Consider the following 15,426-nt stretch of genomic DNA (forward strand, 5'->3'; position numbering starts at 1 on the left):
CTGCGATATCGCACAGGCTGTTGTTGATGAAAAAGTGCCGCGGCTTGTCGGCATAAGTATTTGCACAAGTTTTCGTATTTGTGCCCCCTCATCGAAGGCAATTCGAAGGCAATGCTCTCTATTTGTGTTGATCGTTTTTAGCGCCTTCGGCGCGATGTTTTACAGTCGCAATCCGCGACGGGGACTTACTTTCTTTGGGATGTTATGTAACTCCGTTCCCAAAGAAAGTAAGCAAAGAAAGGCGCCCCCCGCCTGCGGCCCTCCGGGCTTCCCTCGGTCGGTCGCGAGCCAAACGGTAAAGCTGTTTGTCTCGCTCCACTCCCTCGGCGATGGGCGACAGGGGATTTCAAGCCCTAGACCCACCTGCAAGGCTCGGATCAACATCTATTAAAAACAGCACCCCATCGAAAGGGAGAACGACAAAGATTGATTGATTAAGCATGCCCAACACGTATTGAGCCCATCGCTCTTAGTATTTCCAGTTCACGCTCAGGCGGGCATTGATGCCTGGCTGGCTATAGCGATCGATGATTTTGCTACTGGCGGGCACGCCCACTACGTCGCTGGAGAGCCAGTATTTCTTGTCGCCCAGATTGAAAATGCCGGCGTTCAAGCGCAGATCTTTCACTGGCTCCCACCAGCTGGTCAGATCGAGCACGCCATAGCCCGGTGCTTTGAAATACGTCGCTTGCGACACTTTGTCGTGGCGGCCTGCCGCGGTGAGCATCAGCGAGCTGCCCCAGTTGCTGCTGGCAAATGTCAGCCCCAGCTGGGCTTTGAGCGGCGCCACGCTATCGAGCGCGGCACCACTATCGCTATTGCTGCCACGCGCCCAGGCCAGATTGGCCCAGCTGCGCCAGCCGAGTGCAAACGCCCACTGCGCACGGGCTTCAAGCCCGTAAATCTCGACGCGGGACTGGTTTTGCGATTGATACACCAGCGACATGCCCGGCAGACATTGCGCGCTGCCTGGGCAAGCAATCGTGACTTGCTCGATAAAATTGCGGTAATGGTTGTCATACACCGTGAGGCTGGCACCAAGCTGCTCGTCACCCAGACGGGTGCCCACTTCAAAACCACGGCTGGTTTCTGGTTTCAAAGCCGGATTGGCCACGGCGGCGTAGCCCATTGGCGAGACATAGCTGCCGTTCAGCTCCATCGGGTTCGGCGCCCGAAAGCCCTGGCTGTACTGGGCAAAGAAACTGAGCTTGTCGGCCACTTGCCAGCGGGCGGCGAGCTTGGGCGACAATTTGCCATCGCTCAGGCTGACCGACTTGCCGCCCTGTTTGATAAAAGCGGCGTCATTGTCGGGTTGCAGATCGTAGCTGTCGTAGCGCAAACCGGGCGTGAGCGTGAAGCCGCTCTGACCGAGAGCGAGCCCGTCCTGCACAAAAACGCCCCACTGCGTGGTGGTGGTGAGCGGTAAATCGCGCACATTCAGCGTGGCATTGAGCGGTGTGCCGCTGCGGAATTGCGTCAGCTCGGAGCGGCTGATCTCAAAGCCCGCCAGCAGATGATGCGCCACCGAACCGCTTTGCCATTGCTTGCCCAGCTGCGTGCTCAGGCCCAGCTGATCTTGCGAATACTCGGAAATACGGCTCCAGTTGGGCGCATTGGTGCGCGTCTGGAATGTAGCCTGCTGGCTGTCCTGCTGCTGCGTGTAAACGCGCACGCTGGCGCTGTCGAGCACGCCACCAGGCTGCTCGGCGGCATAATCGTATTCGCCGGAAATACGCCAGCGGCGGGTCTGGTCTTCGGAGCGGCTGGCGCGCACGGTGGGCAGCATCGGGTCGCCCAGATCGGTATAAAGCTCGGCGTCGAGATCGCGGCGGAAATAATCAGCGGTCAAGCCCAGCGTATGCCCGCCATTGAGCAAGGTACGCACTTTGGCCAGCGCGCTGCGGCTGCTGCTGTCTTGCGGGTTAGCGCGGGTGCGCAAATTGCTGCGGCTATCGTTCTCGCCTTTGTTATCCAGCTCGCTACCTTCGCGGCCTCCGGCTTGCAGCAGCCAGAATGTACTCTGCCCTGCCGCGCCCGCTACGGTGGCGCGTGCGCCGGTGCTTTTATCGCTGCTGTCGTAATCAAGCCCGATCTGGCTGGCAAAACGACCACGGCCTTGCAGAAAATCCAGCGGCTCGAGCGTGCGCAAGCCGACCACACCACCCAGCGCATCCGAGCCATACAAGGACGACGCTGGCCCACGGACAATTTCAATCGCCTGCAAAGCGCCAAAATCAACGGTATCGCGGCCATTATTCTGGTATGGGCCAAAGCTGAAGGTATCGGCCAGACGGATGCCATCGACCATCATCAACACCCGGTTGCTCTCCAGGCCACGGATATTCACACTCGACAAACCATAGCGCGGATGACGGCTGATACTGATATCCGGCTCGCCTTTGCCCAGATCGGTGTAATCGCTGACAAACTGCTGATCCATCTGCTCGCGGCGGATGGCGCTCACCGACGGCGGCAAGCTGCCCAGCTCGGCCTCGCTACGGGTAGCCGTCACCACAATGGTGGGCAATAGCGCATCGGCAATGCTGGCCTCGGCGGCGTACAGGTTGTGCATCGCGCTAGCGAGCAGGGTCAGGGCGAGATAATGCGGTACGGCTTTCATTCCAGTCCTTGTAGTCATGGCGGTGCTGCCTGCGCTAAAGCGCATCGGCAACTTGCGGCTGGCTACCACACCAAAAAGGCGGGACTGGCTGGCTTGCAGGGGTTTGAAATGGCTCGGGGAGCCGGTTTAAATGGCAAACAGTTCAGAAGCGCAAGGGTCTGAAACTTATTTGGTCAGGATCAGCTTGCCCTGACTGGTTTCGCGCAATACATACCGTTCACCATGGTGCTCAATCACAATCTGGCGCTGACCGCCCAGCAATTGCTGACTTTGCACCACAGGCCGGGAGACGGTTGCGGCCGCTGAAGCAGATGGTTTATGCGTGTTCATGGATCGGATAATAACAACAATGATTCTCATTTACAACCAACACCGCAGCAGCGCCAGCAGCACCTCGACGAACGGCGAAAAAGCCTGCAATATCCACTCTTTTAAATTCAATTTCACGCAAGAAAATGGAAATTTAATGCCAATAATTAAGTAATTATTAATTAGCTAGCACGGCTCAGAACGCCAGAATAAATAGAGGTCATGTTCAGATTTTGTGTTGATCACGCGTAGATACTGTTATTTCGCGTCAAGCGCCATGCAGTGTCGGATCAAAAGATTTTCCTGATCGCAGTACGCCAAAGGCGACATGCACCAACTTACGCATCATGGCGCCAATAATCAGTTTGGGCGCTTTTCCTGAGGCCGCAAGGCGGGCGCGGAACTGCTGGCCCCACGTCGTTTTATACAGCGTCACCATCGCGGGCATGTACAAGGCTTTACGCAAAAAAGCATGGCCGATTTTCGACAGCCGTGGTTTACCCTTCACGCTACTGCCCGATTCGTGCTGGCGCGGATCAAGCCCTGCGAAAGCCACGGCTTGCCGCGCATTATCAAAACGGTCCAAATCAGCATAAAAGGACAGCAGTATGGCAATCGTGCGTTCGCCCAAGCCGGGCACACTATCGAGTAGCTCGCGCTTGTTTGTCAGGTCGGGATCGTTATCCATATGCTCATTAATTAAACGAATCAACGCCTTGATTTCGGTGTCCAGCCATTCAATGTGACTGGCGATACCAGCGGCAACTGCTTCTCGCGCCACTTCCAGCCGATTGCTCTCTTGGGTGCGCATTGCTTGCAAGGCATCCAGACGTAACACCATGGCACGCAAGGTTCTTTAGCTGGCGGACGGCGCTCAAAACAAAACTCGGCGATCAGCTGGGCATCGACTTTATCGGTCTTGGTGCGTACCAAGCGCGACGCACCAAAGGCTTTAATCTGGCTGGGGTTGATGACACTGACGAGCAGGCCTTGTTCGGTCAAATGCTCGGCGACGGCCTCCCAATACACGCCGGTAGCCTCCATGCAAACATGGACGTTGGTGGCCGAAAGCTTATCCAGCCAAGCGACCAACACCTTGAAACCGGCGGGATTATTTTCGATGACTTTATTACGATGTTTGCCATCGGCAAGGCGCAAAGCGCAATCTAATTTGGCTTTAGCGACGTCGATGCCTAAATGTAACTGCTGCATAACAACAACCTCTGGTGATCTTCCTTGTGAATGCGGGCTACCGGCAAGCCGGGCCAAAGATACTGTCTGATCTGTACTGGAGGGTGAGCAACTGCTGCAAAACTCTACGTAACTGGCTCAAGACCAAAGGGTGGGCACAGCATCCAGTTGCTCGATCTTGGTATGCCTACCAAGAACTGTCCTACCTCTTGATTGCGGGATGATTTAGATTCATCCACCGAAAAAACATAATACAAGGGTGGGTTACGGCATAAAACCGCCTACCCTACAGAAATTCGCAATATTGAGAATGACTGACTATCAGGGGTATTGCTCTGCAGATCTTTTATAGAAATAGCTACAGAGCAATACCCCATTTCTATTGCCGGGGGTGGTCAATCCCCATGCTTGGGCATTTATGTCAGAGACTGAACCAGATTGTAAACACTCAAGGCGCTGATCAGGCTGCCTACCAGCCAGAGCAGGGTGCGGGCATTGAGCTTGTGGCACAGCCATGCGGCGAAAGGCGCGGCAAACAAGCCGCCGACAATCAGGCCAGCGACCAATACCCAGTGCTCCATTTGCGCCCACAGCAAAAACGCGCCCGCGGTTGAAAACGCGATAAAGAATTCGGCCGCGTTCACCGAGCCTATGGTCTTGCGTGGATCGTTGCCACGGCCCACCAGCGTTGACGTGACCACCGGCCCCCAGCCACCACCGCCTACGGCATCGACAAAACCGCCAAGCAAAGCCAGTGGCCGGACGTGTTTAATCTCGTTGGAATGTGGTTTCGGGTGCGTCGCCAGCCAGGCTTTGCGCAGGATATACAGACCCATCAGCAGTAAATACGCGGCGATATATGGCTTGATCAGCTTGCCATCAATACTGGTCAGGATAAACGCGCCGGTTACGCCACCGATCACGCCGGGAATCACCAACCGCTTGAACAGTGCTTTATCAATATTGCCAAATTTCAGATGCGACAGGCCGGAAAAGCCAGTGGTAAACACCTCGGCCACATGCACTGCCGCCGAAGCCGACGCCGGGCTGGCGCCCACGCCGATTAGAAAGGTATTCGAGCTAATGCCGTACGCCATGCCCAGCGCGCCATCAATCGCTTGCGCGGCAAAGCCCACCGCCACCGCCGACCAGAAAGCCGGTGAATACAGCACCTTTTCAATGCCGCTCATAATGCGCTGCTCGGCGGGTAGCTCGATGTTCTGCAGATAAAAGCCAATCGCGGTGATCAACACCAGCAAGGCCAAGCCCAGATAGCGCTTGCGCTGCCATAGCTTGCGCTCGCTGCCTATGGCGGTATCCAGCGGCGGCAGGCCAATGGCCTGATGCTCCAGATTTTCGGGGCTATCGCTCAGGTCAGGGTGACGGATTTTCATGCTGCGCTCTCGGATTGATTTGAGCGCGAGTATAGGGTGAATGGTTTAGTTTTATATAGTCTATTTGGTTAATTTTATATGCCAAAAAGAGCTAATAACCTCTGGCCTCGTACTGCGGCCGCGAATATGAAAATGTCCAGCCGCGACGGTGGAGATTAATCGTCCCGCGTTAAAACTTCGAGCAATTCGATTTCAAACAGCAAGTTGGAGTTGGGTTTGATGTGCGCGCCGATCTGGCGCTCGCCGTAGGCCAGATGAGCGGGAACGAAGAGCTTGCGTTTGCCGCCGACCTTCATCCCCATAATGCCCTGATCCCAGCCCTTGATCACGCGGCCAGTGCCGATCACGCACTGAAATGGCTTGCCCTTGGCGATGGATGAATCAAATACGGTGCCGTCTTCCAGCGTGCCGGTGTAATGCGTGGTAATCAGTGCGCCACGGACGGCTTCTTTTCCGTCGCCAACGATGAGGTCTTCGATAATCAGTTCTGTGTTCATGGCAGGAGTTCTGTTCAGGATTGAGTGCAGCGACGATTTTAACGCGGATCGGGCAGCAGCAGCGTCACGCTGGCACCGCCCAGCGCGCTGCGCCCCAGCTCGATACGCCCCTGATAGGCCTGCACAATGTCGGCCACCACCGACAGGCCAATGCCGTGGCCTGCTACGCGCTCGTCGAGCCGGATGCCGCGTTGCAGCGGTGCCGTGGTGTCGACAAAACCGGCTCCATCGTCGGCAACGCTGATTTTCAGCTCGCTGCGGCTGGCACTCAGCTGGAGCTGCACTTCGCTTCTGGCCCATTTGCCCGCGTTATCAAGCACATTGCCGATAATTTCAAAGGCGTCGCCTTCATCCAGCGGCCATTGCAGTTCGTCGGCGCAAATCAGCGTAAATTGCAGCTGGCGTGCGGCGTGGACTTTCTGCATGGTGGCAATCAGCCGCTCGGCCACGGGTTTGAGCGCGAGCGGCGCGGCCAGCGTGGCTTCGCCGCGCAGTGCAGCGCGGCTGAGCTGGTGCTGGACAATATGATCCATGCGGCTGACTTGCTCTTTAACATGGCTGCGCAATTCCTCGTCGCTAACGTCGGCACGCAGGATGGCCAGCGGGGTTTTCAGGCTGTGCGCCAAGTCGCCCAGCGCTTCGCGGTAGCGCTGCTGGCGGGCATGTTCCTGCTCGACCAGCCGATTCAGGCGCGCGGCCAGCGGGGCGATTTCGCGTGGGTAGCTGCCTGCTACCTGAGTTTGTTCGCCCTGCTCGATGGCGGCCAGCTCGCGTTCGAGCTTTTGCAGTGGCAGCAAACCCCAGCGCAGCAGCAAAGCTTGCGCCAGCAACAGACACAGCGCTGCTGCGCCCAGCCAGCCCCAAAGCGCGGTTTGAAAGCGTCCCAGCTGCGCGGAAAAACGTTGCGTGTCTTCAAGGACGATAAAACGCAGCGTTTGCGCTTTTTGCCCCGCGCCCTCCATACCAATTACCCAGCGCACCTGATAAGCGGTCGATAGATATTGCTGGCCATGGTGCGTGATCTCTTGCTGCTGCCATTGCCCGGTGCTCAGTGCAGGCGCAGGAAACTCGCCAATCTGGATGGACGATGGTGACTGCCAGCGCTCTTGCCGTTCCGGGTTATCAATCTGGGCATACAGGCCGGAAGAGGGCACCGCCAGCTGCGGCTCGCCAATGCCAGCGGGCAATTGCAGCTGCCCTTGTGTGCCCAGCTCGGTAATCGCAATCAGCATATACACCGTGCTTTGCAGCCGGGCGTAATGGCTTTGGCGCAGATGTTCGGAGTAGACGTTTTGCACAGCCAGCCCGGCTAGGCAGAAAAAAGTCAGCATGACGATGCTGGCGCCGAGATGCAGGCGGGTGCGGATCGAGTAGTTCATTCGTGATTCACATTCAGGCGATAGCCACGGCCACGCAGGGTTTCGATCAGGCCCAGCTGGCCATCGGGGTCGAGTTTGCGCCGGATGCGACCAATCAGCACTTCGATCACATTGCTATCGCGGTCGTCGTCATGCGGATAAAGATAGTCGCTCAGTGCCTGCTTGCTGACCACATTCGGGCGCTGTTGCAGCAGATATTCAAGCAGGCGGTATTCGTAGGCGGTCAGCTCGATCACGTCGCTGGAGCCGTTTGCATCCTGTCGCCGTACTTCCTGCCGGGCCAGATCAATCCGGAACGCGCCCAGATCAAGCCCGTCGGGCTGCGCCTTGATCGCGCGGCGCAAGAGCGCCATCACGCGGGCGGCCAGCTCGGGGTATTCAAACGGTTTGGTCAGGTAATCGTCGGCACCCGCTTCCAGACCCGCCACTTTGTCCTGCCAGTTGGCGCGTGCGGTCAAAATCAGAATGGGCATATCATGCCCGGCGGCGCGAACGCGCTTGATGAGCTCGACGCCGTTGAGCTTGGGCAGCCCCAGATCGACGATCAACAAATCAAACGGATACTCGCAAGCCTGATACAGGCCATCTGCACCGTCGCTGGCGGTATCGACGCGATAGCCCTCGGCCACCAGCTGCCGCGCCAATGGCTCGCGCAGCGCTGCTTCGTCTTCGATCAGCAGTAAACGCATCGGCTGGCGCTGGCCGGTTTAGCGCACTGCGCCGCTGGCTTCGTCAACAAACACCGCGCGCACATCGCCGCCGCTGGTGAGTACTTTGACGCGCCAGACCGATTTGTCGCCATCGACAAATTTTTCAACATTCAGCACTTTGCCGCCATTGGTTTTTTTCTGTGCCAGCGCCGCGGCGTCGTCACGGCTGACGGCGGCGTAGGCTGAGCCTGAAGCGATGCACAGCGCGACAATCATGACTTTGATCAGTGATTTCATTTCAGTTTTCCTTTTCAGCTACCTTTATTGTACCTGCAAGCACTGCGACAGACCTACGACCCCGCTCACTAGTGACAGATCGCTGCATCAACAGAGCCTAGTCATCCAGCTCTACGCTGACCCGCACCGGAATCCGCTCGCCCGGTTTGCCGGGGTAGCGCTGCGTGGTGGTTGAGTAAATCCGTGAACGATATTCGTAATCTACCCGATAATCGCGCACTTGTTGCGTGTAATCATTCACCTGGCGGCAGCGCTGTACTTCGCGCTGGACGCGCTCGGCTGGCGGCTGGTTGGTGCTGGCCAGATGATTACCGACCATGGCACCAATCAGCGTGCCTGCCACGGTGGCGACATCACGGCCACTGCCTTTGCCCACTTGATGCCCCAAGATACCACCGGCAACGCCGCCGATCACCGTGCCAGTTACCGGATATGCGCCATTATTTGGCGCGTTATCGCTCACCCATTCCGAATAGCATTCTTGCCGTGGGCGCGATACCTGCTCGTACTGCGGTGTTACGCTGCGGATAATGGCGGTGTCGCGCTGGGCGCGGGCATTCTTGCCGCCGTAATCCCAGTCCTGATGGCCAGCCCAGGCGCTGCCGGTCAACAAGGTGAATCCCAATACGGTAAGAGTCAATTGACGCATGATGTGTACTCCTGTGGCCTTGCTTGAGTTGATGCCTGCAGCATGCGCCTTGCTGGCTGAATCAAAGCTGAACCAGCGTACAGCGATGAAAACTCTGCGCCGGAACTTCGGACGCAGGGCATGATCTATACAAAAACCTTTACCGGAGCGAGCGATAATGAAGCATGAAAGCCAGGCCCTAAACCCGCCAAAACGCCGTCAATTCGGGCTGCTATTGCCCGCTATTTTGCTGGTCGGCACGCTGAGCGCGTGTGATCAGGCCTCGCAGCTGGGGCAGAATGTGGCCTCGTCGGTGGCGGGCATTGTGGGTGAAGAAGTCAAACGCCAAACCGATGGCGTGATTGATCAGGTGGCCAACGAAGCCAATGAAGTCTTGCAGCCGCTGGGGCTGGACGCCAGCCAGCTGGCTAGCGCGGCTAAATCCCAGACCGTCCAGCTGGTGCAGCAGGTGCTCAAAGCCGATGGCGACTGGCTGCAGCTGGTGCAGTACAAAGGGCGTTTTCCCAATGATATTGGCCTGCTGACCGAAGTGAGCCCGATTATGCCCGAGCTCAAACGCCTGCTCGGCAGTGATCTAACCTGGTTCCTCAGCCAGATGAGCGCACCCGGCTCGCTGCAATTTGACCGCGTACTGTATGTGCTGGGCAATAAGCCGCAAGCGGGCAAAAACGATAGCGCGTGGTTGTTGATCGACGCCGAAAACCGCAAGCTGGAAGTGGGCCTGATTCGTGATGGCCAGCTTAAAACCTTTGCCAGCCCCGGCGAAGCGCTTTATCGCCCGGCTGAAGTTAATCAGCTGATCGAGAAAACCAGCAAGGGTATTGCCAGCAAGTAATCGCTGGTATTGGGCTGCAAGGCTATACCCTTGTAGCCCAGATTGAATTGTCGACAGGCCATCCGGCTTGGCTCAGCCTGCTGATTTGAACAGCGGCCGATACAGAAAACCCTGCACCAGATCAACGCCCAGCGCGCGTGCTTTAGCCAGCTGGGCCTCATTTTCAACCCCTTCCATCACGGTCTGTTTGCCGGTCTCGCGGGCGTAGGCAATCAGGCTGACCAGCGCGGCGTGGTAGAGCGGGCAATCGAGCTGCGCAAACCAGCTGCGGTCAAATTTCAGGCAATCTACCTGGATCAGTAGCGGTAACGACAGCATGGAATGCGGCGCGCCAATATCGTCCAGCGCCAGCCGGATTTGTCGTTGCGAGAATGCATCGGCCATCCGCGCACTTTGCCGCGCATCGGACAAATCGCTGTTTTCAATGATTTCCAGCACCACATCGGCCCGCTGGCCGATCAGATCAAGCAGAGGATTGGCCTGCGCAGGCGTTTCGGCCACAGTGTAGGCATCGGGGTCCAGATTCAGAAACAGCGTCCCCGCCGGGGCTTGCTCAATCTGCAACTGTTTCATCTGGTACTCCACCTGAAACAGTGTCAGCGGGCTATCGTGCAAGGCGTGAAACACATGATCGGTGCGCAAAGTCTGGCCGGATTGATCGTAAAAGCGGGCCAGCGCCTCGTAGGCGACCACTTCGCCGGTGGCGGGCTTGAGCAGGGGCTGGTATTCCACCCCGAAACGTTGCCGCCCCAGTACATCCAGCAAGAGGCTGGCAGATAAATGATTCATTGGCTTTTATATTGAGAACAATTCTCGTTATTGTAGCAATGAAGCGCCTGTCACCCTACTGTTTTTGCTGCCTAGGCGGCAGGCCTGTGATCAATATCAAACCTAGCGCAGCTGGCAGTCGTCGCTAGCGGCTAGGCCAGTGCCAGGCCGGGCGCTCCAGCGGAGTCTGGTCGAGCAGCTGCGTAGCGCCCAACGTTTTTTCCAGTGGCAACACCTGCGCTTCGCGCAAGCGGCCCAGCGCAGTGACCAGCCGTGCCGCGTGGCTCACCACAATGATCTGGCTATGCTGCGCGGCTGCGCCGATCAGCCTGGCCAGTGCGGGCAGCAGATCGGGGTGCAGGCTGGTTTCCGGCTCGTTCAGAACCAGCAATTCGGGCGGGCGCGGGCTGAGCAGGGCGGCTACCAGCAATAAATAGCGCAGCGTGCCATCGGACAACTCGGCGGCGGCCAGCGGGCGTAGCAGGCCGGATTGCCACATTTGTACGCTAAATCGCGAATGTTCAACGATGATCTCGACCCTTGCGCCAGGGAAAGCATCGGCAATGGCCGTGTCCAGCTCGTCGCCCCGGCCCAGCTCGCGGATGGTTTGCAGTGCGGCGGCCAGATCAGCGCCATCGTGCGCCAGAATCGGCGTGTAAGTGCCGATTTGTGCCTGCCGCGCCGGAGCCTGTGCATCGCTGCGCAAATGGTCGTAAAAGCGCCAGGCGCGCATGCGCTCGCGCAGCGCCAATACTTCGGGCGCGCGTAGCGGATCGGCGCAATGGCTAAACAGGCTGTCGTAGGCCGGAACATGGCGGCTGAGAATTTGCCAATCGCGGCCATGGTCGCCAGTGCGCACCTTGCACAGGCTGCGATCCCGTTCGGCCAGCAAGGCCGACTCGCGCAGGATGGGCCCGGCCCAGATGGATTCGCGCTTGATGTGCGGGTCGCCGCCAAACATCGACGTCGAATCGGGCGTTGGCAGGCCCAGATCAATCGCGTAGCCAAAATCATCGGCGGCAAAGCCCAGCTTGAGCGCAATGGCGTCCTGCCGCGTGGTGCCCTGAATCGGCACATCGCCCCGCTGCATGGCGCGGCTAATCGTTTCCGGCCCGGCCCACAGGGTGGATGAAAAGCCGCCTTCCTGCGCGAGGCTGGCCACCAGCCGCCCTTGCGCGCTCTCGGCCAGCAGACGCAAGGCGCGGTACAGGCTGGATTTACCCGAGCCATTGGCGCCGGTAATCACATTGATCTGGCCCAGCGGAATAATCAGCTCGCGCAAGGAGCGATAGTTGGCGATGGCAACGGTATTGAGCATGCAAAGTCCGCTTCAGGTGCAGTCAAACAGCCGCCCAGCATAAGCGATCTGCCGTGCTTTTGCATGGCAGAAAGACCACGGTTTGCTGAGCAGAATATTGCCGGCTTATTAGTAAATAGTAATTTACAAGAAAGCTATGACGTGATTCACACAGATAGTCGCCAATTATCGGTGCCGCGAAATTCAGGCGTCATTTCTGTAGTAGCATGGCCGCGCATAAAAAAATAATGGAGACGATATGCGCAAAAATACACTACGTTCGCACACCGGCAGCCTGTTGTGCATGGCCTTGTTCAGCAGCACGCTCTGGGCGGCCCAGCCGTGGCAGGAAGGCCGCCAATACCAGGCGGGCGAAGAAGTCAGCTATCAGGGTTTGCGCTATCAGGCGCGGGTCAAGCATGAAGCGCTGATGGGCGCAGGCTGGAACCCGCAGCAGGCTCCTTCATTGTGGACGCTGGTGAAATCCGGCGCTGGCAGCGCAAGCAGCACGTCCGGTACGGTTAGCACGGCGGGCGCTACTGCCTGCCCGGCCAGCTGGGCGAGCAGCGCCACGTATACCACGGGCAATCAGGTGAGCTACAACGGGCGTACCTATGAAGCCAAATGGTGGACCAAGGGTGATACGCCCGGCACGACTGGCGAATGGGGTGTCTGGAAAGACCTAGGGGTATGTGGTGGCAGCGCAGCAACAGCGGCGCCAGCGAGCAATACCCCCGTGCCGACCGCAGCGCCTACCCTAGCTCCTACTCTTGCACCAACGGCAAAACCCAGCGCGGCACCGACCAGCGCACCTACGGTGAGCCCGGCTCCAACAGCGATTGCGACGGCTGCACCAACGCCTGCCAGCAGCTGCTTTGCCGCCTGGTTGAGCAGCAAGGCGTATGTGGGCGGCGATAAAGTAACTTATAACGGCCGCAATTATCAGGCGCAATGGTGGACGCAAGGCAATCCACCCGATACCAATACCGGCTCGGGTAAACCCTGGCTTGATCTGGGGGTATGTGGCGCAAGCCCAGCAACAGCAACACCAGTGAGCAATACCCCTGCACCGACTGCTGTCCCAACGGCCGTTCCGAGCGCCACACCGACCATTAAACCAAGCGCGACGCCAACGGCCAGCCCTGTCGCGACCGCTAAGCCGACTCTGACTCCGACAGCAACTCCGACAGCGGTCCCAACTGCAACACCAGCAGTAACGCCGACACCGACCGCCACCCCGCAAGCCAGCGCAGCGCCGTCACTCGGTCTGGTGATTAATGAAATCGCCAGCGACCCGAATGGCAGCGGCAGCTGGTTCGAGATTCGCAATGGCAGCGCCAGCAGCGTGAATCTCTCTGACGTCAAACTGCGCATCCGCAACAACGCCGGTGTGGTCAGCGAATACCCGCTGGGCGCGATCACGCTGCCTGCCGAAGGCCTGCTGGCGGTTGCTGCACGCAATAGCGCCACCGGGCTGACCAATACCAGCCAGATTGTCTATCTGGGGCAAACCAGCAATTATCCGCGCTGGACCAGCGCCAGCGGCGCAATCGAGCTGGTGCGCAACGGCCAGACCGTTGATTTTGTCCGTTTTGGCAGCAGCAGCGATCAGCCATTGAGCGCAGGCCAGTGGAGCGGCAGCAATGCACCAGCCCTGAGTGCCAGCTATGGGTATGCGCTGGTACGCCCCTATTTGCAAGGCATAGACAGCAATACTGCTGCAGATTGGCAGAATGTGGCTTTCTCAACGCCCGGTGGGCGTAATGATGTACCGAGCGGCGTCACCGATGAAGACGGCGACGGCATCCCGAGCAGCGCCAAAGTGCCGGGCGGCACGTATGCGGGCTTGGATTTATACAGCATGGGCGCGCGCGCAGGTCGTCCGACTTTGCTCATCCATGTTGATACCATGCAAACCACCGATGAGGGCGTCAAGCCGCAACGCGAAGCGCTGCAAGCCGTGGTCGACGCCTTTGCCCGCCGCAATATCGACATTCTGTTTGACGTCGGCAGTATGTACACAGCCAGCTTTAGCCCTGCCAACTTCAATCTGGGTGGCGGCAAAATGGTAGCTTTTGCCGCGTGTGTCGATCTGAACCCGGCCAGTGGCTGCAGCCGGCTGGCCGATTACAAAGCGGCCAGCATGGATTTGCGCCGCCGACAGGTGTTCCATTACCTGCTGATGGCCAGCAGCCGCAATGCCGACGGTAGCTCAGGTTCGTCCGGCGTGGCGGAAATCGGCGGCAATGACTTTATTGTGTCGCTGGGCAAATGGGGCTTGAACAGCAATACCGCCAGCAACCGTTATCGCCTGATCAACTATCAGGCTGGCACCATCATGCACGAGCTGGGGCACAATCTTGGCCTGCGCCATGGCGGCTTTGAAAACACCAATGACAAGCCCAACTACTACAGCATCATGAACTACCTGTACCAGCTGCAAGGTCTGGGCGATCGCGCCACCAGCATTGGCCCGGTGCAGCGCTACTATCTGGACAAAGGCTACAACAGCTTGTCGACGTGTTCGCTGGAAGGCAGCGCGTGTAGCAGCACTTTCCGCATCGACTACTCGGACGGCAGCAGCGAGCGCCTGAACGAGAACAGCCTGCTGGAAGCCGCCAGCATTGGCCGGGGTGCCGATAGCGGCGTGTACGCCGACTGGAATAACAGCAAGGCCCTGAACAGCAGCGCCTATGCGCTGGATGTGAATGGTGACGGTGTGCTGGGCTATCTGCAGGACTATGATGACTGGGGCAATATCAGCCTGCGCTTTGCGCGCACCAGCCAGGGTAGCGCTGGCGCTGCCATGCTGCGCAGTATCAATTCGGAGCGCAAGCAGGCGAAAAAATCGCGTGCCTTTATGCACGATCAATTCGAGCACTCGGAAGAAAAACCACCGCGTCCCGAGTTTTTCCATGAATTAAGAAAGGCTTCTCCATATGCCCAATTTGATTAAATCCGCGCTATTGGCCTTAGTCGCCCTGAGTGCTACATCGCTGCTGGCCGCACCGCTGCAACTGGAAAGCAGCCTGCCGGTTGGGCAAAGCTTGAGTGGTAAAACGCGTGTCAAAGCGCAGGCCGACGATAGCTACAGCCTCACGCTGCAAGGCCAGAGTGTGCAAATTCGCGGCCTGGGCGCAACGCCGCGCCTGCCGCGTCAGGCGGCGCAGCTGCACTTCGAGCGCCGCGCCCATCCGGCTGGCCCGCAAAGCTGGCTCACACTCACGCAGGGCGCGCAAAGCTGGCTGCTGGCCAGCAATCTGACTGGCGGCGCAACGCTAGCTGCTGGCCGCCAGCTGGTCTGGCAAGCCGAGCGCGTGCAGCTCTCCAACGGTCAGGGCCAACTGCAAACGCTGCCCGCTGATGACGATCTGGGCGTAAAAAACGGCTGGCGCGAATGCCTGCGCCTGCTCGACGTCCGCCTCCCCGCCGCTGAAACCAGCGATAGCGAAGCCCAATTCGACATCGCCTACTGGAACACCCGCGCCAAAGACTGCCGCTGAGTCGGTCTCAGCCAACGCAAAAAACGCCGGTTCAAAC

General features: G+C 58.4%; 13 protein-coding genes and 1 pseudogene. 3 read left to right on the forward strand and 11 right to left on the reverse strand.

Annotated features, from left to right (window positions below; genetic code table 11):
* Window positions 1-469: 469 nt before the first annotated feature.
* The 9 genes and pseudogenes from ABHF33_RS07470 to ABHF33_RS07510 all read right to left on the reverse strand — a co-directional run bounded on the left by ABHF33_RS07470 (window position 470) and on the right by ABHF33_RS07510 (window position 8,986).
* Window positions 470-2,638 (reverse strand): TonB-dependent hemoglobin/transferrin/lactoferrin family receptor, encoded by a 2,169-nt coding sequence (locus tag ABHF33_RS07470; protein WP_348946365.1) that lies wholly within the window; start codon window positions 2,636-2,638, stop codon window positions 470-472.
* Between the two features lie 147 nt (window positions 2,639-2,785).
* A complete protein-coding gene (hemP, locus tag ABHF33_RS07475; RefSeq protein ID WP_348946366.1) occupies window positions 2,786-2,950 on the reverse strand; it encodes a hemin uptake protein HemP in 165 nt (54 codons plus the stop codon).
* Window positions 2,951-3,197: 247 nt separating this feature from the next.
* Window positions 3,198-4,141: pseudogene (locus ABHF33_RS07480) on the reverse strand (IS110 family transposase).
* Between the two features lie 395 nt (window positions 4,142-4,536).
* A complete protein-coding gene (locus ABHF33_RS07485; RefSeq protein ID WP_348946367.1) occupies window positions 4,537-5,514 on the reverse strand; it encodes a sulfite exporter TauE/SafE family protein in 978 nt (325 codons plus the stop codon).
* A 155-nt stretch (window positions 5,515-5,669) separates the two neighbouring features.
* Window positions 5,670-6,011, reverse strand: coding sequence for an FKBP-type peptidyl-prolyl cis-trans isomerase (locus ABHF33_RS07490; protein ID WP_348946368.1), 342 nt, complete (start codon window positions 6,009-6,011; stop codon window positions 5,670-5,672).
* 38 nt (window positions 6,012-6,049) lie between these two features.
* Window positions 6,050-7,390, reverse strand: a complete 1,341-nt coding sequence (locus ABHF33_RS07495; protein WP_348946369.1) for an ATP-binding protein — start codon at window positions 7,388-7,390, stop codon at window positions 6,050-6,052.
* On the reverse strand, window positions 7,387-8,079 hold the full coding sequence (locus ABHF33_RS07500; RefSeq protein ID WP_348946370.1) for a response regulator transcription factor: 693 nt from the start codon (window positions 8,077-8,079) through the stop codon (window positions 7,387-7,389). Before ABHF33_RS07500 ends, ABHF33_RS07495 begins: the two co-directional genes overlap by 4 nt.
* A gap of 18 nt (window positions 8,080-8,097) precedes the next feature.
* Window positions 8,098-8,337 (reverse strand): PepSY domain-containing protein, encoded by a 240-nt coding sequence (locus ABHF33_RS07505; RefSeq protein WP_157314993.1) that lies wholly within the window; start codon window positions 8,335-8,337, stop codon window positions 8,098-8,100.
* A gap of 97 nt (window positions 8,338-8,434) precedes the next feature.
* On the reverse strand, window positions 8,435-8,986 hold the full coding sequence (locus tag ABHF33_RS07510) for a glycine zipper 2TM domain-containing protein (RefSeq protein WP_348946371.1): 552 nt from the start codon (window positions 8,984-8,986) through the stop codon (window positions 8,435-8,437).
* A 157-nt stretch (window positions 8,987-9,143) separates the two neighbouring features.
* Here ABHF33_RS07510 and ABHF33_RS07515 point away from each other — a divergent pair, with 157 nt between their 5' ends.
* A complete protein-coding gene (locus ABHF33_RS07515) occupies window positions 9,144-9,821 on the forward strand; it encodes a hypothetical protein (protein WP_348946372.1) in 678 nt (225 codons plus the stop codon).
* A gap of 72 nt (window positions 9,822-9,893) precedes the next feature.
* Here the strand turns inward: ABHF33_RS07515 and ABHF33_RS07520 are convergent, their stop codons facing one another.
* Window positions 9,894-10,610 carry an EAL domain-containing protein gene (locus ABHF33_RS07520; RefSeq protein WP_348946373.1) on the reverse strand — a complete coding sequence of 239 codons (717 nt, stop codon included), beginning with the start codon at window positions 10,608-10,610 and terminating at the stop codon, window positions 9,894-9,896.
* 124 nt (window positions 10,611-10,734) lie between these two features.
* On the reverse strand, window positions 10,735-11,907 hold the full coding sequence (locus tag ABHF33_RS07525; protein ID WP_348946374.1) for an AAA family ATPase: 1,173 nt from the start codon (window positions 11,905-11,907) through the stop codon (window positions 10,735-10,737).
* A 238-nt stretch (window positions 11,908-12,145) separates the two neighbouring features.
* Here ABHF33_RS07525 and ABHF33_RS07530 point away from each other — a divergent pair, with 238 nt between their 5' ends.
* Both ABHF33_RS07530 and ABHF33_RS07535 read left to right on the forward strand, forming a co-directional pair.
* Window positions 12,146-14,842: a carbohydrate-binding protein gene (locus ABHF33_RS07530; RefSeq protein WP_348946375.1), complete on the forward strand. Its 2,697-nt coding sequence runs from the start codon at window positions 12,146-12,148 to the stop codon at window positions 14,840-14,842.
* Window positions 14,826-15,389, forward strand: coding sequence for a hypothetical protein (locus tag ABHF33_RS07535; protein WP_348946376.1), 564 nt, complete (start codon window positions 14,826-14,828; stop codon window positions 15,387-15,389). The genes ABHF33_RS07530 and ABHF33_RS07535 overlap by 17 nt, the downstream gene beginning before the upstream one ends.
* Window positions 15,390-15,426: the final 37 nt, after the last annotated feature.

This window comes from Chitinibacter sp. FCG-7 (assembly GCF_040047665.1).
GTDB classification, from domain to species: domain Bacteria; phylum Pseudomonadota; class Gammaproteobacteria; order Burkholderiales; family Chitinibacteraceae; genus Chitinibacter; species Chitinibacter mangrovi.

Coding starts and splice junctions, on each gene's coding strand:
- ABHF33_RS07470 (WP_348946365.1), bottom strand. CDS start 2,638: ATGACTACAAGGACTGGAATGAAAGCCGTACCGCATTATCTCGCCCTG.
- hemP (WP_348946366.1), bottom strand. CDS start 2,950: ATGAACACGCATAAACCATCTGCTTCAGCGGCCGCAACCGTCTCCCGG.
- ABHF33_RS07485 (WP_348946367.1), bottom strand. CDS start 5,514: ATGAAAATCCGTCACCCTGACCTGAGCGATAGCCCCGAAAATCTGGAG.
- ABHF33_RS07490 (WP_348946368.1), bottom strand. CDS start 6,011: ATGAACACAGAACTGATTATCGAAGACCTCATCGTTGGCGACGGAAAA.
- ABHF33_RS07495 (WP_348946369.1), bottom strand. CDS start 7,390: ATGAACTACTCGATCCGCACCCGCCTGCATCTCGGCGCCAGCATCGTC.
- ABHF33_RS07500 (WP_348946370.1), bottom strand. CDS start 8,079: ATGCGTTTACTGCTGATCGAAGACGAAGCAGCGCTGCGCGAGCCATTG.
- ABHF33_RS07505 (WP_157314993.1), bottom strand. CDS start 8,337: ATGAAATCACTGATCAAAGTCATGATTGTCGCGCTGTGCATCGCTTCA.
- ABHF33_RS07510 (WP_348946371.1), bottom strand. CDS start 8,986: ATGCGTCAATTGACTCTTACCGTATTGGGATTCACCTTGTTGACCGGC.
- ABHF33_RS07515 (WP_348946372.1), top strand. CDS start 9,144: ATGAAGCATGAAAGCCAGGCCCTAAACCCGCCAAAACGCCGTCAATTC.
- ABHF33_RS07520 (WP_348946373.1), bottom strand. CDS start 10,610: ATGAATCATTTATCTGCCAGCCTCTTGCTGGATGTACTGGGGCGGCAA.
- ABHF33_RS07525 (WP_348946374.1), bottom strand. CDS start 11,907: ATGCTCAATACCGTTGCCATCGCCAACTATCGCTCCTTGCGCGAGCTG.
- ABHF33_RS07530 (WP_348946375.1), top strand. CDS start 12,146: ATGCGCAAAAATACACTACGTTCGCACACCGGCAGCCTGTTGTGCATG.
- ABHF33_RS07535 (WP_348946376.1), top strand. CDS start 14,826: ATGCCCAATTTGATTAAATCCGCGCTATTGGCCTTAGTCGCCCTGAGT.